The following is a 25,293-nucleotide window of genomic DNA, read 5'->3' as shown; positions in this document are numbered from 1 at the left end:
GGCAGTTTTGCTGGCGTCGGTTTGCCGAGGTCGGCAGACTAGACCATGGCCAGGACCATGCCCGGGTCCGCCAGGATTGCCCCGATATCCGCCAGGAAGCGTGACCCCTGTTCGCCGTCGACCAGCCTGTGGTCGAAAGACAGGCTCAGGGTCATGACCTGGCGGAGGGCCACTTCATCCTTGTATTCCCAGGGCATCTTCCGCACGGCGCCCATAGCGAGGATGGCCGCTTCGCCCGGGTTGAGGATCGGCGTGCCGGCATCGATGCCGAAAACTCCGATGTTCGTGATGGAGACGGTGCCGCCGGAGAGCTCGGCCGGGCTGGTTTTGCCCGCGCGGGCGGTCTCGGTCAGCGCCGTGAGCGCCGTGGACAGCTCAGTCAGGGACATCCGGTCGGCGTCCTTGATGTTCGGCACGGTCAGTCCCCGGGGGGTGGCCGCGGCGATGCCAAGGTTCACGTAGTTGAACTGCACGATCTCCTGGTTCGCTTCGTCCCACCGCGAATTCAGCGACGGCTGGCGGCGGAGGGCAATCAGCAGCGCCTTGGCCACGAGCGTCAGCGGTGTCAGCTTGAAGCCTTCAAAGGCCCGGCTTGCCTTGAGCCGCGCCAGCAGCTCCATGGTGGGCGTGACGTCGACGGTCAGGAATTCCGTGGCGTGCGGTGCCGTGAAAGCACTCGACACCATCGCCGCGGCCGTGAGCTTGCGGACCCCCTTGATCGGCGTCCGCGTTTCGCGCCCGCCCGCGGCGGCGGTTCCCTCTCCCGCTCCGGCCAGGGCCCGGGCAGCCGCAGGGAGGTCTCCCCCGCCAACGAAGTTCCGCACGTCGTCGCGTGTGATCAGCCCGCCGGTGCCGGTGCCGGTCACTGCCGTGAGCTCTACGCCAAGGTCCTTGGCGAGTTTCCGAACCGGCGGCGTGGACCGCGGGCGTTCGGCAGGGGCCGGCGTTTCGACCCGCTCAACCACCGGCGCAGCCGGGGTCCGGGTTTCGACCGGTTCAACCACCGGGGCAGCCGGGGCCGCGGTTTCGACCGGCGCAGCGAACGCACGGGCGCGCCGTGCCGGACGGCCGGAACTTTCGACGACGGCGCCGTACCCCACGAGGTTGGGTTCCCGTTTGGCGGCTCCGGCCGGAGCCTGGCCGCCGCCGGTGGACGGCCCGCCGTCGTCACCTTCAACCTCGAAGGAAACGATCGGCTTACCTACTTCCACCACGGTTCCCGGCTGTTCGTGGAGGGCGGTGATCACACCGGCGAACGGTGACGGCAGTTCAACGACGGCCTTGGCCGTTTCCACTTCAGCAATGACCTGGTTCAACGCCACGGTATCGCCCACAGCCACTTTCCAGCTGAGGATTTCCGATTCCGTCAGCCCTTCGCCGAGGTCCGGGAGCCTGAATTCCTTGATCATGGCGGCGCTCATCCTTCCAGCCCGCTGAGGGAGTTGGGACGGCCCAGGGCACGGTCCACACCGTCAAGGATTCTGTCCAGACCCGGAAGATGATGCATTTCAAGTTTCGAATACGGGTACGGGACGTCGAAGCCGGTGATCCGGACCGGGGCGGCTTCGAGGTGGTAGAAGCAGCGTTCGGTGATGCTTGCGGCCAGTTCGGCACCGAGCCCGCCGGACTGCCCGGCCTCGTGCGTAATCACCAGCCGTCCCGTCTTCCGCACCGAGGCCTCCAGCGTGGCGAAGTCCACGGGCGCCAGCGACCGCAGGTCGATGACCTCAATCGACACGCCTTCGTCGGCAGCGGCCAGGGCGGCGTCCTTGGCAGTCTTGACCAGCGGGCCGTAGGCGACGAGCGTGACGTCCTTGCCCTCGGTCACCACACGGGCCTTCTCCATCGACAGCGCGGTGGCGGGATCGATCGACTCATCCACTTCGCCCTTGTCGTGGTAGCGGCGCTTCGGCTCGAAGAACAGCACGGGATCGTCGCTGGCAATCGCCTGCTGGATCATGGTGTAGGCGTCCTGCGGGTTGGAGACGCTGACCACGCGGAGGCCGGACGTGTGGGTGAAGTACGCCTCCGGCGACTCGGAGTGGTGCTCCGGGGAACCGATGCCGCCGCCAAAGGGGACGCGCACGGTGATGGGCATCTTGACGTGGCCCTGCGTACGGTAATGGAGCTTGGCCACCTGGGACACGATCTGGTCGAACGCCGGATAGATGAACCCGTCAAACTGGATTTCCACCACCGGCCGGTAGCCGCGGTAGGCAAGGCCGACGGCGGTGCCCATGATGGCGGACTCGGCGAGCGGGGTGTCCACCACGCGGTGCTTGCCGAAGTCCTTCTGCAGACCGTCGGTCACGCGGAACACACCGCCGAGCGTGCCGATGTCCTCGCCCATCAGGATGACCTTGGGGTCGTTTTCGAGGGACTTGCGGAGGCCGGAGTTAATTGCCCGGGCAAAGGTCATCTGGGTCATCAGCGAGCACCTTCTTCAGAGTTGGCACCCTCGGGATCGCCGAAGGAAGCCAGGTAACGGGAGTAGTGGTCCTCCTGGCGGTCCAGCCAGGAGTTGGGGGTGCTGTAGACGTGCTTGAAGATGTCCAGCGGCTGGGGATCCGGCATGTTGATGCAACCGGCCCGCAGCTCCCGGGCAACGGCGTCGGCCTTGGCAGCCACCTGGGCCTCGAGTTGCTCGGTCAGGAGTCCCTTGCGTTCCAGCAGGCCCTTCACCCGGGCAATCGGGTCCTTGGCCGCCCAGTCTTCCAGTTCGTTGGCATCCCGGTACCGGGTGGGGTCGTCGGCAGTCGTGTGCGGACCCATCCGGTAGGTGACCGCTTCAATGAACGTCGGTCCGCCGCCGTGGCGTGCCCGTTCGATTGCCTCGCGGGTGGCCGCCATCACCGCAAGCACGTCGTTGCCATCAACCTGGACGCTGGGAATCCCGAACCCGGAAGCACGGTCGGCGATCCTGATGTGGGACTGCAGGCGGACCGGCTCGGAAATGGCCCAGTGGTTGTTCTGGCAGAAGAAGATCACCGGGGACTGGAAGCTGGCGGCGAAGACCATGGCCTCGTTGACGTCACCCTCGCTGGTGGCGCCGTCGCCGAAGTACGTAATGGCCACGGAGTCTGCGCCGTCATTTTGGATGCCCATGGCGTAGCCGGTGGCATGAAGGGTCTGGGCTCCGATGATGATCTGCGGAGTGGCCATGTTGACGGTGTACGGATCCCAGCCCGACGACGCGTTGCCCCGCCACACCGTGAGGATGTCGGCCAGGTCCACGCCGCGGCAGTAAGCGACACCGTTCTCGCGGTAGCTGGAAAACACGAAGTCATCGTCGCGGAGAGCCCTCGCGGAACCGACCTGGGAGGCCTCCTGCCCCAGGAGCGGCGGCCACAGGCCGAGTTCCCCCTGCCGCTGGAGGGCGGTGGCTTCGGTATCGATCCGCCGGATGACCACCATGTCCTCATAGAGGGAACCCAGCTGCTCATCAGTGACATCCCGGACCCAGGCGTCGTATTGCGGATGGCTGACGCGTTCACCCCCCGGGGTGATGAGTTGGACCCGGCTCTCGCCCGTCCCGCTGTGATGTCCTGCACTGTTGTCCGGGCCACCGGCGGCGTTGCCGCCCTGACCCAACTCGTCTGTAAACACAGTTGCACGCAACCTTCATACGTCGTGTCACCGGCGCTCAGGAAACTCGTGATCCCCGTGCACGCCAGCCGCCCGGGCGCCGTTGCCCCGGATAATTGTGACGATACTCACAATGCTCATTGGGTACAACCACCATAGATAATACTGAGCAGAATGCACTGCCCGTGCGGTATCCGTCGTGCTAATCTTGCGCATTATGCAAGCTTTGGATGGCACCGACACGCGACTCCTTTCCGCCCTCGCCAAGGACCCGAAGCGGACAGTGGTGGCTCTGGCCCAGAAGCTCGGGCTCTCGCGCAACACCGTGCAGGCCCGGCTGGCCCAGCTGGAGAAGAAGCACGTCTTCCTGTCCTTCGAACGGCGCATCAGTCCGGCCGCACTTGGATACCCGCTGATGGCGTTCATCTCCGTCCATGTGCAGCAGCAGAAACTGGGCCAGCTGGCGGTGGATCTCGCCGGCATCCCGGAAATCCTGGAAGGCTACGGACTGACAGGTTCGGCCGACCTCCTGCTGCGGGTGGTGGCGCTGGACGCCGAGGACCTCTTCCGGATCAACGGCAAGATCCTGGCCTGTGAAGGAGTGGACCGGACGGACACCGCCCTCGCCATGGGAGAGCTGATCCCCTTCCGGGTCCAGCCGCTGCTCGAGCGGGGCTACGCCGAGGGGTAACGCGGGCCCGGGCTATGGGCGCGGGGTTATAGGCTGGGTGCAGTTGAATGAATCGCGGCCGTGAACGGCCCGTGCAATCAGGCAGTGGCCAGGCCGGCTGCCGGAAAGGCTTGATCTTGAGCAATCCTCAGGAACCGTACCAGCCTGCCGAACCGGGCCCCGGCGGGGGCCGTCGGCGGCAGCAGCCGCCTCCCGTCCCGCCGCGCGCCGCGCCGCAGCAAGGCACCCCGCAGCCGGGCGTCCCCCAACCGGAAGTTCCCGGACAGCCGCCCCTTCCGCCGCATGAGCCCTCCGGCCAGCAGCCGCCCGCTCCGCATTTCGGGACTCCGCACTACGGGACTCCCGACTACGGGCAGCCGCAGCACGGACAGCCACAGTACGGACCGCCGCCGTCCACGGATCCGCTTGCCGGGCACCCGCAATACGGAACTGCGCAGTACGGAACGCCGCAGGGCGGGCATCCGCAGTACCAAGGCTCCCCGTACGGCGCCCCTGCCGTCCCCGGGCCTTACGGCGCTCCTGGCCAGCAGCCGCCGGCCAGGAACCGCAGGAAACTGTGGATCATCCTGGGCATCGTCGGCGGAGTCGTGCTCCTCGCCGTCGTGGGGGTGGCGCTGCTGGTTAACCTCGTGGGCGGCGCTACTGCCAAGGCCAAAGGGCTGGCGGACGATTTTACGCAGCTCGTCATCGCCGGTGACACCGATGCCGCCTACGACGACTTCCTCGACCCGGCCCTGCAGGACAAGCTCTCGAAGGAAGAATTCGCGGCCGGCGTCCAAAGCCTCGAGCTGGACGGTACCTGCAAACCGAGCTACAACGACCTCAAGGTCAGCACGGAAAACGGCAATAACGCTGCCGACGTCGCCGGGGTCATCAGCTGCGACGGCAAGGAAGTGGATCTGGCCTACCGCTTCGACGGCAACAAGGACATGAAGATGATCAACATCAAACTCCGGCCTAAGGCCTGATCCCAGGGTTTCAGACACAAAACAAGGTTCAGACACAAAAACAGGAGCTCCCGCGGTTTTCGCGGAAGCTCCTGTTTTCGTTTCAACCCGCAGGGGCTAGTGGTCCACGGCCTTCTCGGCACCTACGCCGGTCAGGGAGCGCACTTCCATTTCGGCCTGCTTGGTGGTGTCTTCCAGCTTCTTGTCCAGCACCGAACCGAGCCAGCCCAGGAAGAACGCGAGCGGGATGGAGACGATGCCGGGGTTGCTCAGCGGGAAGATCGCGAAGTTGGCGCCCGGGATCATGGACGTCTTGGCACCCGAGACCACCGGCGACAGGGCAATCAGGATGATCGCCGAGCCCAGCCCTCCGTACATGCTCCAGATTGCGCCCTGGGTGGTGAACTTGCGCCAGAACAGCGAGTACACGATGGTGGGCAGGTTCGCCGATGCCGCTACCGCGAAGGCGAGGGCCACAAGGAACGCCACGTTCTGGCCGTTGGCGAAGATGCCGCCGGCAATGGCCAGGAGCCCGATGACCACCACGGTGCGCCGCGCCACCTTGACCTCGGTGTCGGCGTCGGCCTTCCCCTTGGCGATAACGCTGGCGTAGATGTCGTGGGCAAACGATGCCGCCGCGGTGATGGTGAGGCCTGCGACGACGGCCAGGATGGTGGCGAAGGCCACCGCGGAGATGAAGCCGAGCAGCAGCGGCCCGCCGAGGTGGAACGCCAGCAGCGGTGCGGCCGAATTCACGCCGCCCGGGGCAGCCTTGATGGTGTCAGCGCCGACCAGTGCCGCAGCGCCGTAGCCCAGGACAAGGGTGAACAGGTAGAACAGGCCGATCAGCCAGATGGACCAGACCACGGACTTGCGGGCTTCCTTGGCGGTGGGAACCGTGTAGAAGCGCATCAGGACGTGGGGCAGGGCCGCGGTTCCGAGCACGAGGGCCAGGCCCAGGGACATGAAGTCAAGCTTGGAGGTTTCGGTCTTGCCGTACTGCAGGCCCGGGTTGAGGACGTTCGGATTCCCGGAGGTTTCCACCGCGCCGCCCAGGAGGTCGGAGAGGTTGAAGCCGTAGATGGCGAGGACCCAGAACGTCATGACGGCCGCACCGGCAATCAGGAGCATGGCCTTGATGATCTGGACCCAGGTGGTGCCCTTCATGCCGCCGATCAGGACGTACATGATCATCAGGGCGCCGACGACGATGATCACCAGGGCCTGCCCGCCCCAGTCGCTGATGCCGAGGAGCAGGGAGATCAGGCTGCCGGCGCCGGCCATCTGCGCCAGGAGGTAGAAGAAGCAGACCGCGAGGGTGGAGATGGCTGCCGCGATGCGCACGGGGCGCTGCTTGAGGCGGAAGGAGAGGACGTCGGCCATGGTGAACTTGCCGGTGTTGCGGAGCAGCTCGGCGACCAGCAGCAGGGCGACCAGCCAGGCGACCAGGAAGCCGATGGAGTACATAAAGCCGTCGTACCCGTTGATGGCGATGGCGCCGGTGATGCCCAGGAACGAGGCGGCGGAGAGGTAGTCGCCGGCGATGGCGGTGCCGTTCTGCGGGCCGGTAAACGAACGTCCGGCGGCGTAGTAGTCTGCCGCCGTCTTGTTGTTGCGGCTGGCCTTGATCACGATGATCATGGTGACGGCCACGAACAGGCCGAAGATGCCCATGTTCAGCAGGGTGGTTTCCTTGAGGTCCGCAACGTCCACGGCTGCGGGAATCATAAGCGTCATTTGGTTACCCCGCTGATTTTGTTGCCTTCCTTATCGAACTCGTGGCCCTCGATTTCGTGGCGGATTTCTGCCGCGATGGGATCGAGCCGCCGGTTGGAGTAGCTCACGTACCAGCCCGTGATGGCGAACGTGGAAACGAACTGCAGCAGGCCCAGGATCAGCCCGATGTTGATGTTGCCCCAGACTTTCGTGGACATGAAGCCGACCGCATAGTCGGCCAGGAGGACGTATGCGAAATACCAAAGCAGGAACGCAACGGCCATCGGAAAGACAAAGCTGCGGTGACGCTTGCGCAGTTCCTGGAACTGCTTGGTCGACTGGACTTGCTTGAAGTCCACGGACGCCGCTGCGTCCGGAGTTGGGGCATCGTTACCCATCATTCCTCCTCATTGAGACTTGCCGTCCACACCTGCTGCCCCTGTCCCCCACAGACAGTCCCAGCCAATGTGACTGCAATCACTGTGCCCCGTGACGGTGCTTACATTCCAGAGAAGCCCGCGGGGCCGTCGCTCAGCGGTCCTGATGCTGCGCCAAACGGTGCACCGCGGCTACGCCGGGCAGGCTACGCTGGGCACCATGCCGGACTCCCCGTTGTTCACCGCCGCCGCGATCGCCGTGATCGCCATGGCGATCGCCGTCGTCGTCGGAGTGGGCCTGAAGGTCCTCCGGTCCTTCCGGGAGCTCGGCACCGACGCGGAACGGGCCACCTACAAGACCCTGCACGCGGCCTCCCGGGCCGGCCAGCACCTGCGCACCGGCCTGAACCCCGCGGGCGCGGCGAAAGCGAGCAAGCAGCTCCGCAGCATCCTGGGCTGCGATGCCCTGGCCATCACCGACACCTCGGGGGTGCTCGCCTGGGACGGCGCCGCCGAAGAACTGAAACCGTCCCTGATGGGCCTCGCCGCCAAGGTGCTTGACGGCGGCCACACGGCGGTGATCCCGGCGGGCGAGCTGCAGATGCTCGCCGGCGACACCGCCTCCGGCCCGATCACGCCCGACGTCGAACGCGCAGTGGTGATTGCCCCCATCAAGGCCGGCGCGCGTGTGGTGGGCGTTGTGGCGGCTTTTGCGCCGTCCGCAGGGGCCGGCCTGGTCAGGGCCACCGGCGAAGTGGCCGACTGGGTGGCTGCCCAGGTTGAACTCGCCGAACTCGATGCCTCCCGCACCCTCCTGATGGAGGCCGAGGTCCGGGCCCTCCGCGCCCAGATCAGCCCGCACTTCATCTACAACTCCCTGAACGCCATCGCGTCCTTCATCAACACCGACCCCGTGCGGGCCAGGGAACTGGTGGTGGAATTCGCCGACTTCACCCGCTACTCCTTCCGCCGCCACGGGGACTTCACCACCCTCGCCGAAGAGCTCCGCTGCATCGACCGCTACCTGCTGCTGGAACGCGCCCGGTTCGGCGACCGCGTGCAGGTAAGCCTGCGGATCGCCCCCGAGGTGCTGAGTACCGTGATCCCGTTCCTCAGCCTGCAGCCCCTCGTCGAAAACGCGGTCCGGCACGGCCTGGAGGCCAAGGAGGGTCCGGGCCACATCACCATTGCGGCGAACGATTCCGGGGCGTTCGCGGAAGTAACCATCGAGGACGACGGCGTGGGGATGGATCCCGAACAGCTGCGGTCCATGCTGGCCGGGCACAGCGACGGGGACCATGTGGGGCTGCGGAACGTGGACGCCCGGCTCCGCCAGGTCTACGGCGAAGACAACGGCCTGGTCATCGAGACGGCACCCGGGGAGGGAACCCTGATCACCATGCGCGTGCCCAAGTCGCAGCCCCACCACGATGCGTGAAAGCGCCATCCGGCACACAGGGATAATCTAGAACCATGATTAACGTCCTCGTCGCTGACGACGAGCTGCCCGCCGTCGAGGAACTGGCGTTCCTGCTTGGCCGGGACGACCGGATCGGCGCCATCCACCGGGCGTCTTCCGGCGCAGAGGCCCTCCGTGTGCTCGATGCCGAGACGGTGGACGCGGTGTTCCTGGACATCCACATGCCCGCCCTGTCCGGCCTGGACATTGCCCGGGCCATCTCCCGGAGCAGCAAGCCCCCGGCGGTGGTCTTCGTGACCGCGGACGAGGACTGCGCGCTGGAAGCGTTCGAACTCGCCGCCGTCGACTACCTGTTGAAGCCCGTGCGCGCCGAGCGCCTGGCCAGGTCGGTGGGCCGCATCAGTGAACTCATGAAGGACGGCGCCGCAACGCCGGAAATGATCACGGTGGACCTCGGCGGCACCACCCGGATGATCCGGCGCGACGACGTCACGTACGTCCAGGCCCAGGGCGATTACGCCCGGCTGCACACGGCGGACGCCAGCTACCTGATCCGGGTCCCGCTGGCCGACCTGGAACAGCAGTGGGCGGAGGCCGGCTTCCTCCGCACGCACCGGTCCTACCTCATTGCGCTCAATCACGTCAGCCACATGAAGCTTGCCGCCGCCCGGCCCACGGTCACCGTGGCAGGTGCCGAACTGCCGATCAGCCGCCGCCACCTGCCGTCGGTCCGGGAGAAACTTGAAGCCACCCGGATCCGGCCGCAGGCATGACCCGCGTCAAGGTGACGGCGCCGCGCTCCGAGGCCAAACCGGTGATGGACTCCCGCGTGGCCGCCGAGGAATCCGACGTGGGCCAGGTGTTCGTCCGGTCCCTGATCCGTTCCCAGCTGCGCCTGTCCCTGGTGGTGGCCGCCGGCTTCCTGCTGATCCTGCTGGCTTTTCCCCTCATGCTGGGGCTGGTGCCGGGCCTCGCGGAGGCCACCATCGCGGGCATCCCCTTCGGCTGGTTGCTCCTGGGTGCCGGGATCTACCCCGTGATCGGCCTCAGCGCGTGGCTCTACATCCGGTCGGCCAGCCGCAACGAGGCCCGGTACCGGGACCTGGCGGAGGACAGGTGAGGCGGCGGTGAACCCGGTGGTGGGCATCGCGGCGCTGGTTGGTGTTTCCGTGGCCACCGCCGTCATCGGGTTTTACGGATTGCGGATTTCACGCACCACCGGCGACTTCTACGTGGCGTCCCGGACGGTCCGGCCCTGGTGGAATGCGTCCGCGATCGGCGGCGAGTACCTCTCTGCCGCGAGCTTCCTGGGCGTGGCGGGACTGGTCCTGCTGTCCGGTACCGATGCGCTTTGGTTTCCCATCGGTTACACCGCGGGATACCTGATGCTGCTGCTCTTCGTTGCCGCTCCGCTGCGGCGATCAGGCGCCTATACGCTCCCGGACTTTACCGAGGTGCGGCTGGATTCCCGGGCGGTCCGCCGCGTGACCAGCCTGGTGGTTGTGGTGGTGGGCTGGCTTTACATTGTGCCTCAGCTCCACGGCGCCGCCCTGACGATCCGCATCACCACCGGACTGCCGTCCTGGGTGGGGTCCGTGGCGGTCGTCATTGTGGTGTGCCTGACGGTGGTGGCGGGCGGGATGCGTTCCATCACTTTTGTGCAGGCTTTCCAGTACTGGCTGAAGCTCACAGCCCTGGCCGTGCCCATTGTGTTCATCGCCCTCGTGCTGGCGGGCAACGGGACACCGGCCCTGGCCGAAGCCAACACGAACCCCACCGGGCTGGCCCCCAACGGGCCCTACCAGAACATCTCGCTGCTGGTGGCGCTGCTCTTTGGCACGCTTGGTCTGCCGCACGTCCTGGTGCGGTTCTACACCAACCCGGACGGGCAGTCGGCCCGCCGCACCACGTTGATCGTGCTGGGGCTGCTCTCCGTGTTCTATCTCTTTCCCACCGCGTACGGTCTGCTCGGGCGGATGTTCGCCCCGGGTCTGGCCCAGGGCGAACGCTCCGATGCGCTGGTCCTGCTCCTGCCCGGCCGCCTGATCGGCGGCCCGGCCGGGGACATGCTCTCAGCACTCGTGGTGGCGGGAGCGTTCGCGGCGTTCCTGTCCACCACCTCGGGGCTGGTGGTCTCGCTCGCAGGCGTCATCAGCCAGGATGTCCTGGGCGGGAGCGTCCGCGGCTTCCGCCTGGCCGCGCTGATTTCGGCGACTGTTCCCCTGGGCTTTGCCTTTATGACCGATTCCCTGGCCCTGGCCGGCAGCGTGGGCCTCGTCTTCGCGTTCACAGCCTCAACAATCTGCCCCGCCCTGTTGCTGGGGATCTGGTGGCGCGGCCTCACGGACGCAGGAGCGATCGCCGGGATGGTGACCGGCGGCGTGCTGTGCGGCGGCGCCCTGGTTGCGGGCGCCCTGTCCGGTCCGGCGGCGTCCGGCGCCGCGATGCCGCAGTGGCTTGCACAGCCGGCGGCCTGGACAGTCCCGGCGGCGTTCGCCGTGATGGTCCTGGTCTCCCGTGCCACGAAGGGCCGCGTGCCGAGGACGCTCACGAAGGTGATGACCAGGCTCCACACGCCGGAACGACCGCTGGCCACCGAACGGCAGGGACACTCAGACCGCTAAGGACGTTGCGGGCCGCCAGGAGAAGCTGTCAGTCGATGGCTGCCATGAGTTCGACCACGCGATCCAGGAACGCGTCCACCTGGGTTTCTTCGTAGCCGTCCTTGCCCTTGGCCTGACGGAAGACCGCGCGGCGGACATTGTCGACGCTGAGCGGCTGGTCCGCCTCGAGGTAGCCGATGAGGTCATGGCACAGGTTGTCCACGTCCACGGTGTTGTAGCTCCGGCCCCGGCTGCCTGCGGGCCGGCGGAACCGCTCACCGTCGCGACGGTGCAACCTGCCCCGCAGCAGCCCGGACAGCTTGCCGATTTCGCGGAGCCAGGCCTCCTCGCCGCGGGCGCCGATGAGCTCGTCCCGCTCCCGCCGTGCGAAGGCGTCCTCCAGGCGGTCCAGGGCCGCGTCCACACCGGCCGCGGCGTAGCCGCCCTTGACAGGATCGAAGCAGACAGCCCGGACGTCGGCGCTCTTGATGGCCTGGCCGGCCGCTCCCGGATTCTCGAACGAAACCCGCGCCCGCTGGAGGAACTCATCCACCTGCTTGGCGTTGTAGCCGTATTCATTCCGCTGCACGCGGTCAAATGACGCAGGTATCTGCCGTTGAATGTCCACTGTCACTTTGCTTCCTTCAGTGCTGTTCAGCTGTTTTGCTCCGCACCAGTCTAAGGTGCGGATCTGTTGCCGGGCAGGATGCCTCAGGCTCCCGAAACAGCTGTGAACAGGATAAACGCTGCCGGCGAGGCGAAGACGATTGAGTCCAGGCGGTCCATCACGCCGCCGTGGCCGGGCAGGATGCTGCTCATGTCCTTGATGCCGAGTTCCCGTTTGACCATGGATTCGGAGAGGTCGCCGATGGTGGCCGCGGCCACCATGCCCACGGCCAGCACCACGCCGACCCACCAGGGCTTGTCCAGCAGGAAAATGCAGGCCAGGACACCCACGGCAATGGCGCCGGCGATGGATCCGGCGAACCCTTCCCACGATTTCTTGGGGCTGATCTTGGGCGCCATGGGGTGCTTCCCGAAGGACGCGCCGACAAGGTAGCCGAAGGTGTCGTTGGAAACGACCAGCAGGAGCATGGTGGCGATCTGCCATGCGCCGGCCGGAATCACGCCGCCCGGCCACAGGCCCACCGGCGTCACGCTGCCCACCCCGTGCAGCGGCAGGATCGCAAAGCTGATGAAGAACGGCACCCAGGCCAGCGTAAAGACGCCGGCAAAGATGCTGCGGGCCGATCCGGCGGCGCTCTCAATGGTCCGCCACAGCAGGACCGCCACGCTGCTGGCCAACAGCGCAAACAGCAGGCTCTCCAGACCGCCGAAGTAGGCGGCCAGCGGCATTCCCACCGTGCCCACCATCACTGGAACGATGGGCAGGCGGGTACCGCTTACTTCAAGGGCACGGAAGATCTCCCAGACACCGAACACCGCGAAGGTGGTAGTGACCAGCACAAATCCGAGCGGCAGGAACAGGAGACCCCCCAAGACGGCGAAAAGCATTGCGAGACCCACCACGGTGGCGGCCGGAAGATTCCTGCCGGCCTTGGGCGTTGGGTTGGAGCGCTGCTTCCCCCGGGCCCGGACCCTGGGTCCGGGCGCCTGCTGTGCCTGATCCATCAGACCTCGAGCAGCTCGGCTTCCTTGCGCTTGAGCAGGTCGTCGATGCCGTCAACGTGCGATTTGGTCATGGCGTCGAGTTCCTTCTCGCCGCGCGCACCCTCGTCCTCGCCTGCTTCGCCGTCCTTGACCAGCTTGTCCAGGGTTTCCTTGGCCTTGCGGCGGATGTTCCGGATGGACACCTTGGCGTCCTCGCCCTTTGCCTTGACGATTTTGACGTATTCCTTGCGGCGTTCCTTGGTCAGCTCCGGAATGGTGATCCGGATGACGTTGCCGTCGTTGGACGGGTTGGCGCCCACCTCGGAGTCGCTGAGGGCCCGCTCGATGTCGCGGAGGGCCGTCTTGTCGAACGGGGTGATCAGGATGGTCCGCGCGTCGGGAACGGCGAACGATGCCAGCTGCTGCAGCGGGGTGGGTGAACCGTAGTAGTCCACCAGCACCCGGTTGTAGAGTCCTGGCGTGGCGCGGCCGGTCCGGATCGAGGCGAAGTCTTCCTTGGCTACCTCGACTGCCTTGTCCATCTTGTCCCCGGCTTCGAGCAAGGTCTCTTCGATCACGGTCTCTCCTCAGAAATTGGTGCATTCCGGCTGGCCGGAATGCACGGTTCGTTCCGTCTTTGCGGCCCGCCCTGCGGGCCGGCCTTCCTCAAATCATCCTAGCTGTTGCTAGGGGGTGACTACGGTGCCCAGCTGCTCTCCGCGGATCGCCCGGGTCACGTTGCCTTCGCCTTCCATGCCGAACACCACCATGGTGAGGTTGTTGTCCTTGCACATGGTCATGGCGGTCTGGTCCATCACGCGGATGTCGCGGCGCAGGGCGTCGTCGTAGCTCAGCCGGTCCAGCTTTTCAGCGCCCGGATCCTTCTTGGGGTCGGCGGTGTAGACGCCGTCCACTCCGCTCTTTGCCATCAGGACGACGTCGGCGTGGACTTCCAGCGCACGCTGGGCAGCCACGGTGTCGGTGGAGAAGTACGGCAGCCCGGCACCGGCGCCGAAAATCACGACGCGGCCCTTTTCCATGTGGCGGATGGCGCGGCGCGGGATATAGGCCTCGGCCACCTGGCCCATGGTGATGGCGCTCTGCACGCGGGTCTCGACGCCGGCCTGTTCCAGGAAGTCCTGCAGGGCGAGGCAGTTCATCACGGTACCCAGCATGCCCATGTAGTCGGCGCGGGACCGGTCCATGCCGCTCTGGGACAGTTCGGCGCCGCGGAAGAAGTTACCGCCGCCCACAACGATTGCAACCTCGACGTCGGGTACTGCTGCGGCGATCTGCTTGGCGACCCCGCGGACGGTGTCCGGGTCCACGCCCAGCTTTCCGCCGCCGAAGACCTCGCCGGAGAGTTTCAGGAGGACGCGACGCCGGCTCTTCTCTGACTGGACAGAATTGTTGACGGTTTCCATGGTGCCTTCCCGTAAATGAGCTCTGAGCTAGGTTATCGTGCCGGATGGCCAAAGGTGTCATTCCCCCCGGCCATAGGTGCAGCCCTTAAGGCAGCGGTTGCATGCAAAAGGGGCGGCCACCGAAGTGACCACCCCTTTGCGTGCCTAACTAGGAACCGACGCGGAAACGCGTGAACGCGGTGCCCTTGACGCCGGCCTCTTCGAGGACCTGCGCGACAGACTTCTTGGCATCCTTGGCGAATGCCTGGTCGAGGAGGACCTCGCCCTTGTAGAAGCCCGTAACACGGCCTTCCACAATCTTGGTCATTGCAGCCTCGGGCTTGCCTTCAGCCTTGGCCGTTTCCTCGGCGATGCGACGCTCGGATTCGACGAGCTCGGCCGGAACATCCTCGCGGGAGAGGTAGTTCGGGGACATCGCGGCGATGTGGACGGCGACGTCGTGCGCTGCGGTGGCGGCGGCTTCGCCTTCACCGTCGACAGCGAACAGGACGCCGACCTGGGCCGGGAGGTCCTTGGAGGTCTTGTGCAGGTAAGCGTCGACCGTTGCACCCTCGATACGGGAGATGCGGCGGACAACAACCTTTTCGCCCAGGATGGCGCCTTCTTCGACGACAACCTCGGACAGCGGCTTGCCGTCAACGTCGGTGGCCAGCAGGGTCTCGAGGTCGGCAGCGCCGGACTCGACTGCAACGGCCAGGACCTTGTCGGCCAGCTGGATGAACTTGTCAGCCTTGGCAACGAAGTCGGTCTCGCAGTTGACTTCGATCATCACGCCGACGCCGCCGGCGACCTTGGCAGCAACCAGGCCTTCCGCGGTGGAGCGGCCTTCACGCTTGGTAGCGCCCTTCAGGCCCTTGATGCGGATGATCTCGATGGCCTTTTCGGCGTCACCGTTGGCTTCGTCAAGAGCCTTCTTGACATCCATCATGCCGGCGCCAGTGCGCTCACGCAGAGCCTTGATATCAGCGGCAGTGTAGTTCGCCATGTGAACCCCTCTGTCTAGAAATTTTATGTGGTGTACGGACTGACAGGACGGCAGCTCACCGAGTGAGCGGCCATCCTGTCAGCAGTTCCGGCGCTGCTGGCAGCACCGGGAGTCCGGATTTATTTGTCTTACTTGTCCGCGTCTGCGGCGGGAGCCTCGGCAGCGGCCGGGGCTTCCTCGGCAGCCGGAGCAGCAGCTTCTGCGGCGGCCGGAGCGGCAGCCTCTTCAGCCTTGCTGCCTTCGAGGAGCTCGCGCTCCCACTCGGCCAGCGGCTCTTCCGGTGCTTCCGTGGTGCCGGTTGCGCGCTGGTTGCGGGCGATCAGGCCCTCAGCAACGGCGTCGGCAACAACGCGGGTCAGCAGGTTGACGGAGCGGATGGCGTCGTCGTTGCCCGGGATCGGGAAGTCGACTTCGTCCGGATCGCAGTTGGTGTCCAGGATGGCAACAACCGGGATGTTCAGCTTCTTGGCCTCATCAACGGCGAGGTGTTCCTTCTTGGTGTCCACGATCCAGAGCACGGACGGTGCCTTGGTCAGGTTGCGGATACCGCCAAGGTTGGTTTCCAGCTTGGTGAGTTCACGGCGAAGGAGCAGCAGCTCCTTCTTGGTGTAAGCGGAACCGGCGACGTCGTCGAAGTCGATCTCTTCGAGTTCCTTCATGCGCTGGATGCGCTTGGAGACCGTCTGGAAGTTGGTCAGCATACCGCCGAGCCAACGCTGGTTGACGTACGGCTGGCCGACGCGGGTGGCCTGCTCGGCGATGGATTCCTGAGCCTGCTTCTTGGTGCCGACGAAGAGAACGGTGCCGCCGTGTGCAACGGTGGCCTTCACGAACTCGTAGGCACGGTCGATGTAGGACAGTGACTGCTGCAGGTCAATGATGTAGATGCCGTTGCGCTCCGTGAAGATGAATCGCTTCATCTTCGGGTTCCAACGACGGGTCTGGTGTCCAAAGTGGACGCCGCTGTCAAGCAGCTGGCGCATAGTTACGACGGGCATGCCGACGCTCCTTCCGGCAGGTCATTCATGAGAGAGCCCCTGGCTCTCTTACCCTGCCAATAGTTGACGGTTGATTAGCTTCGCCCGGGATGGGCATTGCTCCTGGCATCCACTGCGCTTCCCATCCGGGCCTAGGCACGGACCGCAGGAGGCACAGTCCCCCGCAGCAGAAGTTTCAGGCTTCGTCTGTGGAGGGCTGGATACGCGTAGTCAGCCACTGCTCCCCCACACCTCTGAATGAGACGTGCTGACTAAACGGCGTTGAGGACCAAGCGACCAAAAGTGGCTTGAACCGCTAGCCGGGCATAGTTGAGGGCACAGCAAACTGCTCCGTCAAGTGTACTACAGCAGCTCCCCCGAATCTGACCAATTCCGGGACCGCAGCCTTGTCCACATAGCGGTGAAAAGCCCTTCCTGCCGCAGCATCGGGATAACAGGCTGGAGGCATGAAATTCCGAACCATCACGGCCGCCGCCCTGCTCTCCGTCTCTGCCATCACACCCTCCGCCGGCGGAGCGGGCACAATTGGCGCAGCGGGCACAGTTGGCGCAGGGGTCACGCCTGCCGCAGCCCCCGGCACCACCGCCCCCGGCACCTGGGACTGGCCTTTGGCACCCAGGCCGGCCGTACTCCGCGCGTTCGATCCCCCGGACAAGCCGTGGTTGAGCGGGCACCGCGGGGTGGACCTGCAGGCAGCGGCCGACGGCGGCCCGGTCACCGCTCCGGAGTCAGGAACCGTCAGCTTCGTGGGCGTCGTGGTGGACCGGCCCGTGATCACCATCGATCACGGCAACGGCCTGCGCAGCAGTTTCGAGCCCGTCGAAAGCAGCCTGGCGGCCGGGGCCGCGGTGTCGAAGGGCGACGTCGTCGGGACGGTGGTGCAGGGACACTGCGCGTCACTGCCGTGCATTCACTGGGGAGTGCGGCGGGGCGAGGAGTACCTCAACCCGCTCTCCCTGGTGACAGACCTGCGGCCCTCCATCCTGCTTCCCGTTGGTGGAGGGGGCTCAGGATGAAGGGCCGCGGCGGACCAGCGGCGGGCGGCTGGCGAACGGCCGCCCGGACCGGCTACACGATTGCTGAGATCCCCGTGATTGCACGACCCGTCACCAGCGTGTTGATCTCATGCGTGCCCTCGTAGGAGTAGATCGCTTCGGCGTCGGAGAAGATCTTGGCCATCTCGAAGTCCGTGACGATGCCGTTGCCGCCGAGGAGGCTGCGGCCGATGGCCACGCTTTCGCGCATCCGTGCCGTGGTGAAGGCCTTGGCCAGGGCCGACTGCTCATCCCTCGCCTCGCCGGCGTCTTCAAGCTGGGAGAGGCGGACCATCATGCCCATGGAGCTGACAGCGTTGCCAAGAATCTGCACGAGCTGGTTCTGGACGAGCTGGAAGGATGCGATCGGACGGCCGAACTGGCTTCGTTCCACGGCGTAACGGCGGGCGACGTCGAAGGCGGCGAGCTGCTGGCCCACCGCCTGCCAGGCCACGGCGAGACGGGTCACCTTCAGGACCTTGTTGGTGTCCCGGAAGCTGTTGGCGTTGGCAAGCTTGAAGAAGTCCGGCACCACGACGTTTTCGAGCGTGATGTCGGCGTTCTGGACGGTGCGCAGCGAGATCTTGTTTTCAATCTTGGTGGCGCTGTAGCCCTCGGTGGTGGTGTCGACGAGGAAGCCCTTGACCTGGTTGTCCGCGAGGTCGCGGGCGTAGATGACCACCCAGTCGGAGAACGTGGCGTTGCCTATCCAGCGCTTGGCGCCGTTGAGGATCCAGCTGTCGCCCTCGCGGCGCGCCGTGGTGCGCGTGCCGCCGGCAACATCGGAACCGCCCAGCGGTTCGGTGAGGCCGAAGGCGCCGATCTTCTTCAGCGAGTAGATGTCGGGCAGCCAGGCTTCCTGCTGTTCCTGTGAAGCGAGGGCCTCGATGGAACCGGTGAAGAGTCCGTCGTGCACACCCAGGAAGGTGGCGATGGAAGTGTCAGCGCGGGTGGCCTCTGCGTGCAGGATCCCGGCGAAGAGGTTGGAGTAGCCCTGGCGCCGGACGGGGCTGACGAGGTCGATCTCGGCAAGCTTGGGGATCAGGTCCATCGGGAATTCGGCCCGGTTCCAGCAGTCAACGGCGATCGGCTTGACCTCGCGGGCCAGGAACTCCCGGACCTCGGCCAGCCGGTCCTGCTCCTTGCCGCTGAGCAGCTGCTCAAACGCGAAGAAGTCGCCATCGGCGTACGGCAGGTTGTTGATGTCGATTGCAGCTTTGGACATGTTGTTCCTTCACGTGTGATCAGCAGCGACCACGGGCGCGGACGTCGCACCGGCGGTTAAGTTACTCACGAGTAACATACCGCAGGGCGAGGTGCCGGGCAAGCGCAGGACAGCAAAAAGGGAGCCGCGGCCGATGTCATCGCATCGGCCACGGCTCCCGTGGAGGTAGGGCTACTCGGACTTGAACCGAGGACCTTAGGATTATGAGTCCCGCGCTCTAACCAGCTGAGCTATAGCCCCGTGCGCCCCGCGGACTGGCGGACTCGCGGCTCCGCCGGGAGCCTCCGCAGTTCCGGGGCAAAAACACTCTAGCAATAGTAGCGGCCTGATTTGCGCACCAGCCTTCCGGCGGCCGGCGGCGCAGCGGGATGACCCATCCGGGGACTACACCACTTTGTCGTCGTAGGTGGCCCCGCGATAGAGGTCTTCAAACGTCTGAAGGGTCCCCTGGATGCTGTGCGGCTCCACCATGCAGCGGCTGGCCTTGCCCATCGCCGCAAGATCCTCGGCCGGGAGCTTCAGCACCCGGGTGATCTTCGCGGCGAGGTCGTCGCTGTCGTTGGGCGTGAAGAGGTAACCGTTCTCACCGTCGCGCACCAGGTGCGGCAGCGCCATGGCGTCCGCCAGCAGCACCGGTGTTGATGCCGACATGGCTTCCAGGGTGACCAGGGACTGGAGCTCGGCGGTTCCCGGCATGCAGAACAGGTCTGCCTTGATGTAGGCCTCGCGCAGTTCGTCGTCGCTGGCCAGGCCCAGGAACTTCACCCGCGATTCCAGCCCGAGCCGTGCCACCTGGGCTTCCAGGGCAGCGCGGACCTCGCCTCCGCCGACGATTTCCAGGTGGACGTTCAACTCGGCAGGAGTCTTCGCCACGGCATCGATCAGGACGTTGACGTGCTTCTCCTCGGCAAGGCGGCCTGCGAACAGCACGGTGGGGTGCGGGTGGCGCTCCATCACCTCGCCCTCCCGGAGTTCATAAGCGGCCGAATCGATGCCGTTGGAGAGCGGCAGGACCTTGCGCAGGAAGGCGTGCTGGTGCATGGCCTTGGCGGCAAGCGGCGTCGGCGTCGTGACGACGTCGGCCCGGCCCATGACCTTGCCCATGTCCTTCCAGGAGATGCGCCCGACGATGTCCTTGAACCACTGCGGAAACGGCAGGAAGGGGTTCAGGTTCTCCGGCATGAAGTGGTTGGTGGCCACGATCCGCACTCCGCGCCGTTCGGCTTCGTAGAGCACGTGTTCGCCGATCATGTAGTGGCTCTGGATGTGCACGACGTCCGGCTTGACGCGGTCAAACAGGAGGCTGATCTCCTTCTTGATCTCCCAGGGAAACGTGATTCGGAAATACTCGTGCGTGGGAACTGAGTGCGAGCGGATCCGGTGCACGGTGCCCTCCGTGCGGAACTCGGTGAAGCTCTTGCCCTTGTCCGGCCGGCACGCGAGCACATGGACGTCGTGTCCCCGTGCCGTCATGCCCTTGGCCAGGCGGTATCCGAATTGAGCGGCTCCGTTGACGTGGGGCGGGTAGGTGTCCGCAGCAATCAGGATGGTGAGTGGTTGCTGGCTGTCGGGCATGGTCACGTGGAGAGCTCCTGGTGGTCACGGTGCGGTCAGCGCTGGCTGTGGCGGCCGGCTGTCCCTCGGCGCAGTAGCGCGCCGGGACTTCTGGTGAAGTCTGGGTATCACCCGCCCTAAGACACCCGCCCTGCGGCCTTGCGCGCGTCCTTCTTGCGCTTGGTCACTTCGGGATGGTGCCGCGAGAGGGCGATTACCCCCACGATAGCAAGGGAAGCGGCCGCCCCCATGGCAATCGCCAGCACGGCGTGGACATCGGGCCGCAGTTCACCGAGGATGGCGATGCCGATGGCGATGCCGACAATGGGGTCGATGACCGTCAGCCCGGCGATGACAAGATCCGGCGGCCCGCCGGAGTACGCCGACTGGACGAACCATGAACCCAGCCCGCCCGCCGCGGCGATCGCCACCACCGAATACCACTGCACGTTGAGCAGGGCCAGCCCGTTCGGGTCGAGCAGGTGTTTGCCGATGATGCGGGTCAGCACTGCCACGAAACCGAACAGCACTCCGGCCCCGAGGATGTAGATGAAAGCGCTCATCCGGTGTTTGAACACCAGGGCCAGCGTGCCGAAGAGGCCCACCGCAAGGGTGAGCAGAAGCACAATGGTGAGTTCGTCGTCGAAACTTACGTGGTGGTTTTCCTGGGTCACGTTCACCGCCAGCAGGACGAAGACGGCCGAGCCGGTGACGCACGCCGAGATGGCCACCACGGTGGCGCGGTTGATGCTTAGTCCCTGGTCCTTGGCATTGACGATTGTGGTGATCACCAGGGCGATGGCCCCGATCGGCTGCACCACCGTCAGGGGCGCCGATACGAGGGCGACGGCGTTCATCGCCATGCCGGCGCACAGCAGCAACAGCCCGAAAACCCACCGCGGATTGCGGATCAGCCGCAGGAGGCCGTGCGAGCTGAGCGCAAGGCCGCCGGTGTCCGCCTTGACGGCGCTGCCCTGGCGCTGCGCACCGATGGCCAGGCAAAATGCGCCCAGCACCGCCAGGAAGACGGCGAGCCAGACCATCAGCCGCGTCCGCCGTCGTTCGAGATCCTGAGCCGGCCCTTACGGATGATGGCGCGGAAATAGTTGTAGCCGGCCACCCAGTGGCCGAGCAGTCCCAGGCCGAGGAAGATCCATGCCGCCACGAAGTAGACGTCAGTCAGCGGGATGGGAAGTTTGGCGAGCACCAGCAACGGGGTGCCCACCAGGAGCAGCGCAGTGCGGATCTTTCCGATCCGGCTGACCGGGAGGTCCGGGTGGCTGTGGAAGTAGTACAGCGAGACGGCCATCAGGATGGCGTCCGGGACCACCAGTGCGGTCAGGTACCACCATTCCACGACGCCGGCGATCACCAGGGTGACGGCCACGGCAATGAGCGCCATCCGGTCGGCAATCGGATCCATGATCCGGCCCAGCCTGGAGGTCTGGTTGAAGCGGCGGGCGATATACCCGTCCACCCAGTCGGTGCTGCCCATGACCACCAGCACGATCGTGGCCAGTGCGTACTCCTTTGGCCCCAGGACCAGCCAGATGAAGAGGGGCACACCCATGAAGCGGACCACCGTCAGGATGTTGGGGATGGTGAAGACGGCGTCACTGTCTACGTGCCGCTGGCCCGGACGCGCACCTGCATTAATGAACTTCATCCCCCACCTCCTTCCCTTCCGCTACGGCTACCTGGGCAGTGCCGGTAAGTCCTAGCCCTTGAGGAGCTTGCGGAGAAGGACGGCCAGGACGGCGGCCGATGCGACCAGGGCAGCCAGCGGCTTCCAGCGGGTTCCCAGCTCGCTCTCGCCGGCGCGGTTCAGGAGGCTGGAGGCAGAGCGGCTGAGGGATTCAGCCTTGTGGCCCGCGCGTTCCTTGCCGGCTTTCAGCTGCACTTCAGCGGCACCCAGCAGGAGCTGGGCCTGGGTCTTGACGTCAAGCTCCTCGCCGAGCTCGTCGCGGACGCCCGTGAGGTGCCGGCGGCGCTTGTCGAGGCGGCTCTTCAGTTCAGCTTCGGTGGGGGCGGGACCAAGGTCCGGCTTTGCCGCTTCCTTGGCTTCCTTCTCCGCCTTCTCCCGGGCTGCCTTCGCTTCCTTGGCGGCCTTGGCGGCCTTGGCCTCGTCGGAGGCCGGATCCAGGACGGCCGGGTTGAATTCCGAGCCTTCCTTGGCGATGCCGAGATCGTGCTTGAGGCCGCGGATCGTCTCCTCGGGCACCAGCGGCATGGCCTTCTTGAATTTGCGCATTCCGATCAGGGCTCCGATGAGGGCGATGACAAGGAACACGGCGCACACCAGGAGGGCTGCAAGCCAGGCCGGCATGATGGTGGCGAGCCCCATGATGGCCGCCACGATGAGCCCGGTGACGAGGAAGGCGAGGAACACCAGTGCGACGGCGAAAAACGCTGCAGCCACCCCGACCTGGATGCCCTTGCGCTTGATCTCGATCTTCGCGAGCGCAATTTCGTCGTTGAGCTGCCGTGGTGCCAGCTTGGCAACAAGCCTCAGAGTTTTGGGCAGCGCCGCAATACTCAGTCCGCCTGTTGTCCGGCCGCTGTGTCGTCCGCTCATCGATCCCGCCTAACTGGTTCCATCTTTGATTCGGATTCCGGTGGATTCCGGGGGCCTGCGCGGCTTCACACACTCCCCGTTGTCAAAACTATCATTCAGCTTCGGCACCTCCTTCGGGTAATAAGCCGTGGCGCGCCCTCCAACGCTGTAAAAGTATGATCCAAGGGCCCTAGGATTGGTCCCTGTGAGCATTCCCGCTAATCCGGGCGACTCCCTGAGCCGCAACCGGAAACTCCTGTACATCCTCCTGCTCGGCGCCCTGACGGCACTGGGCCCTTTTACGATCGACCTCTACCTGCCTGCCTTTCCGGCGCTGGAGGCGAGCCTCGGGGTGTCGGAGGCGGAAGTCCAGCTCACGCTGACCGGCACCACCATCGGCTTCGCCCTGGGACAGCTGGTAGTCGGGCCGCTGAGCGACAAGTTCGGCCGGAGGCTCCCGCTGATCCTTGCCACCGCGTTGCACATCACCGCCTCGCTCGGCGCGGCGCTGTCCACGGACCTTGCCACCCTGGGACTCTTCCGCGTGCTGATGGGCATCGGTGCGGCCGGCGGCGGCGTGGTGGCCATGGCCATGGTGCGGGACCTCTTCACCGGGTACGCCATGGTGCGGATGTTCTCCCGGATGGCTCTGGTCAACGGCCTGGCTCCGATCCTGGCGCCCGTGATCGGCTCCCAGCTGCTGCTGATCATGCCGTGGCCGGGCATTTTCTATTTCCTGGCCGGCTACGGCACGCTGGTGATTATTGCCGCCATCCTCCTGGTGCGCGAAACGCTCCCCCGCGAGCTCCGGGGCACGTCAGGCCTGACGGCGGGCCAGCGCTACAAGCTGCTCTTTTCGGACCGGATCTTCGTGGGCCTGCTGCTGCTGGGCGGCATGAACTTCGCCGGCCTGTTCGCCTACCTGTCCGCGTCCCCGTTCCTGTTCCAGGACGTCTACGGGTTCACACCCCAGCAGTACGGCCTGCTCTTCGGCATCAATTCGCTGGGCATCGTGGCCGGCGTGCAGACCAGCTCCCGGGTGATCCGGCGCGTACCGCCGCAATGGATCCTGGCTTGTTCGACGGCGTGGATGTTTGTAATGGCCGTGCTGATCGTTATTTTCGACCAGCTCGGCTTCGGGCTCTGGGGCGTGATGGTGCCGCTCTGGTTCTACATCCTCGGCACCGGCTTCACGTTCCCCTGCGTCCAGGTCCTGGCATTGTCCAAGCACGGCGCCCAGGCCGGAACCGCGGCGTCACTGCTGGGAGCGGCAACGTTCATGATGGCCGGCATCGTGTCCCCCGTGGTGGGCTGGTTCGGCGACATCTCGGCGACCGTCATGGGCGGGGTCCAGGCCACGAGCATCCTGCTGGCAGCAGCTGCCCTATGGCTGGTGGTGCGCCCGCGCACGGTGCCCTCGATCCACTGAGCTCTCGCCATCCACCGAGTGCCCCCGATCCACCCCGGTAGGCTGGAACCATGGCCAAGAGACCGCACCGCAACCGCAGGGGACTGTTCCTCGGCGCGGTGATCGGCGGCGTCGCCGGTTACTTCGCCGGCCGGGCGATGGGGAACCCGGCAATGGGCATCATCCTGGGGGCGATCGCCGGCTCCGCGCTGCTCTTCCGGGTCAACCCCGGTCCGTGGAACCGGCCCTGACGAACGCCCCGGCGGGCAATCTCCTCCAGAGGCAGGGCACGGGCTGAGTGGCCCTGTTCCGGCAATTGCCCGCGCGATAAAGTTGTTCTGTGCCCGACTGGCAGAAGCATCACCCGCCCCTTCCGGCCACATGGCAGCGCTGCGACGACGCCGGCATCCTGCCCCTGTGGTGGGAACGGCTATGCTCCCAGACAAGCCCGCAGTCGGCAGCGCTGTATGCCGCCGGGCTCTTCACGGAGGACCGGCGCCGCCCCATCGCCCAGTGGTTCAACCCGGCGTTCAACGCCGCGCTCCTGGTGGCCCCTGAGACATCCCCTGAATGGCCTGTACAGCGGTTTGGCATCTTCTACGCCCCGCCCAACAGCGGCTTCACCAGGGTGCACTCAGCGCCGCACGAATGGCACCCGCGCGAGCCGCGGAAGTCACCCACCGAGGACGAGGCCTTCCGGGCCGCCATCGCAGAGGCGGAGCGCTTCCTGCAGGTGGAGATGGACTTCGTCTGACTAACCCGCAATAAAAAAGGCCCCGCAGCCGGCTGCTCGCCGGCCGCGGGGCCTGTCCGCTCCTCCTGCTGGACTTGAACCAGCAACCCTTCGATTAACAGTCGAATGCTCTGCCAATTGAGCTAAGGAGGAATGAAGCAGGTATGACATTAGCAAAGGTTTTGCCCCAATGTGAAATCGGCTCCGGCAGCGCAGCCCAATACCCCTCCCGGGTATAAAAAAGTCCCCGTCCCGGTGACCCGGAACGGGGACTGTGCGCTCCTCCTGCTGGACTTGAACCAGCAACCCTTCGATTAACAGTCGAATGCTCTGCCAATTGAGCTAAGGAGGAATGAAGCGGGTACTAGCCTAGCAAGCCCCCGTCAGGAAGTGAAATCGGCAAGCGGGCTGAGCCGAAGCTAGGCATC

General features: G+C 65.7%; 26 protein-coding genes and 3 tRNA genes. 10 read left to right on the top strand and 19 right to left on the bottom strand.

All coding sequences use genetic code 11. The features are described 5' to 3' along the window. Positions 1-38: 38 nt before the first annotated feature. Genes BS38_RS0118450 through pdhA form a run of 3 tightly spaced genes read right to left on the bottom strand, consistent with a single transcriptional unit; the run spans position 39 to position 3,606 of the window. Positions 39-1,421: a dihydrolipoamide acetyltransferase family protein gene (locus BS38_RS0118450; protein WP_028272145.1), complete on the bottom strand. Its 1,383-nt coding sequence runs from the start codon at positions 1,419-1,421 to the stop codon at positions 39-41. After that, a complete protein-coding gene (locus tag BS38_RS0118445) occupies positions 1,418-2,428 on the bottom strand; it encodes an alpha-ketoacid dehydrogenase subunit beta (protein WP_028272144.1) in 1,011 nt (336 codons plus the stop codon). Before BS38_RS0118445 ends, BS38_RS0118450 begins: the two co-directional genes overlap by 4 nt. Then, a complete protein-coding gene (gene pdhA, locus BS38_RS0118440; protein ID WP_028272143.1) occupies positions 2,428-3,606 on the bottom strand; it encodes a pyruvate dehydrogenase (acetyl-transferring) E1 component subunit alpha in 1,179 nt (392 codons plus the stop codon). The genes BS38_RS0118445 and pdhA overlap by 1 nt, the downstream gene beginning before the upstream one ends. A 196-nt stretch (positions 3,607-3,802) precedes the next feature. Between pdhA and BS38_RS0118435 the strand changes: the two genes are divergently transcribed. Both BS38_RS0118435 and BS38_RS26840 read left to right on the top strand, forming a co-directional pair. Next, positions 3,803-4,276: an Lrp/AsnC family transcriptional regulator gene (locus BS38_RS0118435; RefSeq protein WP_028272142.1), complete on the top strand. Its 474-nt coding sequence runs from the start codon at positions 3,803-3,805 to the stop codon at positions 4,274-4,276. A 116-nt stretch (positions 4,277-4,392) separates the two neighbouring features. Continuing rightward, positions 4,393-5,244, top strand: coding sequence for a hypothetical protein (locus BS38_RS26840; RefSeq protein ID WP_231511326.1), 852 nt, complete (start codon positions 4,393-4,395; stop codon positions 5,242-5,244). Between the two features lie 96 nt (positions 5,245-5,340). On the opposite strand, the gene BS38_RS0118425 is transcribed toward BS38_RS26840, so the two are convergent. Both BS38_RS0118425 and BS38_RS0118420 read right to left on the bottom strand, forming a co-directional pair. Then, the gene (locus tag BS38_RS0118425; RefSeq protein ID WP_028272140.1) at positions 5,341-6,960 is read right to left on the bottom strand and encodes a solute symporter family protein; all 1,620 of its coding nucleotides are present in this window, start codon (positions 6,958-6,960) and stop codon (positions 5,341-5,343) included. After that, positions 6,957-7,337: a DUF485 domain-containing protein gene (locus tag BS38_RS0118420; RefSeq protein WP_028272139.1), complete on the bottom strand. Its 381-nt coding sequence runs from the start codon at positions 7,335-7,337 to the stop codon at positions 6,957-6,959. Before BS38_RS0118420 ends, BS38_RS0118425 begins: the two co-directional genes overlap by 4 nt. A 199-nt stretch (positions 7,338-7,536) precedes the next feature. Here BS38_RS0118420 and BS38_RS0118415 point away from each other — a divergent pair, with 199 nt between their 5' ends. From BS38_RS0118415 to BS38_RS0118400, 4 genes are read left to right on the top strand one after another with little or no spacing between them, the layout of a single operon-like run. Continuing rightward, a complete protein-coding gene (locus BS38_RS0118415; protein ID WP_028272138.1) occupies positions 7,537-8,754 on the top strand; it encodes a sensor histidine kinase in 1,218 nt (405 codons plus the stop codon). A gap of 35 nt (positions 8,755-8,789) precedes the next feature. Then, positions 8,790-9,509: a LytR/AlgR family response regulator transcription factor gene (locus BS38_RS0118410; protein WP_028272137.1), complete on the top strand. Its 720-nt coding sequence runs from the start codon at positions 8,790-8,792 to the stop codon at positions 9,507-9,509. Further along, positions 9,506-9,856: a DUF485 domain-containing protein gene (locus BS38_RS0118405; protein WP_028272136.1), complete on the top strand. Its 351-nt coding sequence runs from the start codon at positions 9,506-9,508 to the stop codon at positions 9,854-9,856. Before BS38_RS0118410 ends, BS38_RS0118405 begins: the two co-directional genes overlap by 4 nt. Positions 9,857-9,863: 7 nt before the next feature. After that, positions 9,864-11,360, top strand: coding sequence for a sodium/solute symporter (locus BS38_RS0118400; RefSeq protein ID WP_028272135.1), 1,497 nt, complete (start codon positions 9,864-9,866; stop codon positions 11,358-11,360). 28 nt (positions 11,361-11,388) lie between these two features. Here the strand turns inward: BS38_RS0118400 and BS38_RS0118395 are convergent, their stop codons facing one another. From BS38_RS0118395 to rpsB, 6 genes are all read right to left on the bottom strand, one after another. Beyond that, positions 11,389-11,973 (bottom strand): DivIVA domain-containing protein, encoded by a 585-nt coding sequence (locus tag BS38_RS0118395; RefSeq protein ID WP_028272134.1) that lies wholly within the window; start codon positions 11,971-11,973, stop codon positions 11,389-11,391. Positions 11,974-12,050: 77 nt separating this feature from the next. Then, on the bottom strand, positions 12,051-12,971 hold the full coding sequence (locus tag BS38_RS0118390; RefSeq protein ID WP_028272133.1) for a phosphatidate cytidylyltransferase: 921 nt from the start codon (positions 12,969-12,971) through the stop codon (positions 12,051-12,053). Next, the gene (gene frr, locus BS38_RS0118385) at positions 12,971-13,528 is read right to left on the bottom strand and encodes a ribosome recycling factor (RefSeq protein ID WP_028272132.1); all 558 of its coding nucleotides are present in this window, start codon (positions 13,526-13,528) and stop codon (positions 12,971-12,973) included. Before frr ends, BS38_RS0118390 begins: the two co-directional genes overlap by 1 nt. 108 nt (positions 13,529-13,636) lie before the next feature. Continuing rightward, positions 13,637-14,374 carry a UMP kinase gene (gene pyrH / locus BS38_RS0118380; protein ID WP_028272131.1) on the bottom strand — a complete coding sequence of 246 codons (738 nt, stop codon included), beginning with the start codon at positions 14,372-14,374 and terminating at the stop codon, positions 13,637-13,639. 148 nt (positions 14,375-14,522) lie between these two features. Beyond that, positions 14,523-15,359 carry a translation elongation factor Ts gene (gene tsf / locus BS38_RS0118375; RefSeq protein ID WP_028272130.1) on the bottom strand — a complete coding sequence of 279 codons (837 nt, stop codon included), beginning with the start codon at positions 15,357-15,359 and terminating at the stop codon, positions 14,523-14,525. A gap of 128 nt (positions 15,360-15,487) precedes the next feature. After that, a complete protein-coding gene (gene rpsB, locus BS38_RS0118370) occupies positions 15,488-16,357 on the bottom strand; it encodes a 30S ribosomal protein S2 (RefSeq protein WP_028272129.1) in 870 nt (289 codons plus the stop codon). Between the two features lie 446 nt (positions 16,358-16,803). Here rpsB and BS38_RS0118365 point away from each other — a divergent pair, with 446 nt between their 5' ends. Beyond that, entirely contained in the window at positions 16,804-17,373 is a 570-nt protein-coding gene (locus BS38_RS0118365; RefSeq protein WP_028272128.1) for a M23 family metallopeptidase, read from the top strand. A gap of 52 nt (positions 17,374-17,425) precedes the next feature. Here BS38_RS0118365 and BS38_RS0118360 read toward each other — a convergent pair whose 3' ends face one another. The 6 genes from BS38_RS0118360 to BS38_RS0118335 all read right to left on the bottom strand — a co-directional run bounded on the left by BS38_RS0118360 (position 17,426) and on the right by BS38_RS0118335 (position 22,745). Next, positions 17,426-18,616, bottom strand: a complete 1,191-nt coding sequence (locus BS38_RS0118360) for an acyl-CoA dehydrogenase family protein (protein WP_028272127.1) — start codon at positions 18,614-18,616, stop codon at positions 17,426-17,428. A 166-nt stretch (positions 18,617-18,782) separates the two neighbouring features. After that, positions 18,783-18,856: transfer RNA gene (locus BS38_RS0118355), tRNA-Ile, on the bottom strand. Between the two features lie 144 nt (positions 18,857-19,000). Further along, a complete protein-coding gene (locus BS38_RS0118350; protein WP_028272126.1) occupies positions 19,001-20,197 on the bottom strand; it encodes a glycosyltransferase in 1,197 nt (398 codons plus the stop codon). A 110-nt stretch (positions 20,198-20,307) separates the two neighbouring features. Continuing rightward, on the bottom strand, positions 20,308-21,213 hold the full coding sequence (locus BS38_RS0118345; RefSeq protein WP_028272125.1) for a DMT family transporter: 906 nt from the start codon (positions 21,211-21,213) through the stop codon (positions 20,308-20,310). Further along, the gene (locus tag BS38_RS0118340) at positions 21,213-21,836 is read right to left on the bottom strand and encodes a CDP-alcohol phosphatidyltransferase family protein (RefSeq protein WP_028272124.1); all 624 of its coding nucleotides are present in this window, start codon (positions 21,834-21,836) and stop codon (positions 21,213-21,215) included. Before BS38_RS0118340 ends, BS38_RS0118345 begins: the two co-directional genes overlap by 1 nt. 51 nt (positions 21,837-21,887) lie before the next feature. Next, a complete protein-coding gene (locus BS38_RS0118335; RefSeq protein ID WP_028272123.1) occupies positions 21,888-22,745 on the bottom strand; it encodes a phage holin family protein in 858 nt (285 codons plus the stop codon). 184 nt (positions 22,746-22,929) lie between these two features. On the opposite strand from BS38_RS0118335, the gene BS38_RS0118330 reads away from it, so the two are divergent. From BS38_RS0118330 to BS38_RS0118320, 3 genes are all read left to right on the top strand, one after another. Next, positions 22,930-24,153 (top strand): multidrug effflux MFS transporter, encoded by a 1,224-nt coding sequence (locus BS38_RS0118330; protein WP_028272122.1) that lies wholly within the window; start codon positions 22,930-22,932, stop codon positions 24,151-24,153. Between the two features lie 50 nt (positions 24,154-24,203). Beyond that, positions 24,204-24,383: a hypothetical protein gene (locus BS38_RS0118325; protein WP_028272121.1), complete on the top strand. Its 180-nt coding sequence runs from the start codon at positions 24,204-24,206 to the stop codon at positions 24,381-24,383. 89 nt (positions 24,384-24,472) lie between these two features. Further along, positions 24,473-24,886: a hypothetical protein gene (locus BS38_RS0118320; protein WP_028272120.1), complete on the top strand. Its 414-nt coding sequence runs from the start codon at positions 24,473-24,475 to the stop codon at positions 24,884-24,886. 59 nt (positions 24,887-24,945) lie between these two features. On the opposite strand, the gene BS38_RS0118315 is transcribed toward BS38_RS0118320, so the two are convergent. Together BS38_RS0118315 and BS38_RS0118310 are read right to left on the bottom strand one after the other, a co-directional pair. Further along, a tRNA-Asn gene (locus tag BS38_RS0118315) sits at positions 24,946-25,018 on the bottom strand. 126 nt (positions 25,019-25,144) lie between these two features. Continuing rightward, positions 25,145-25,217, bottom strand: a tRNA-Asn gene (locus BS38_RS0118310). Positions 25,218-25,293: the final 76 nt, after the last annotated feature.

Origin of the sequence: Arthrobacter sp. UNC362MFTsu5.1 (genome assembly GCF_000685965.1) — a bacterium.
In the GTDB taxonomy this organism is placed as follows: Bacteria; Actinomycetota; Actinomycetes; order Actinomycetales; family Micrococcaceae; genus Arthrobacter.
This window is presented reverse-complemented; position numbering and strand designations above follow the sequence as displayed.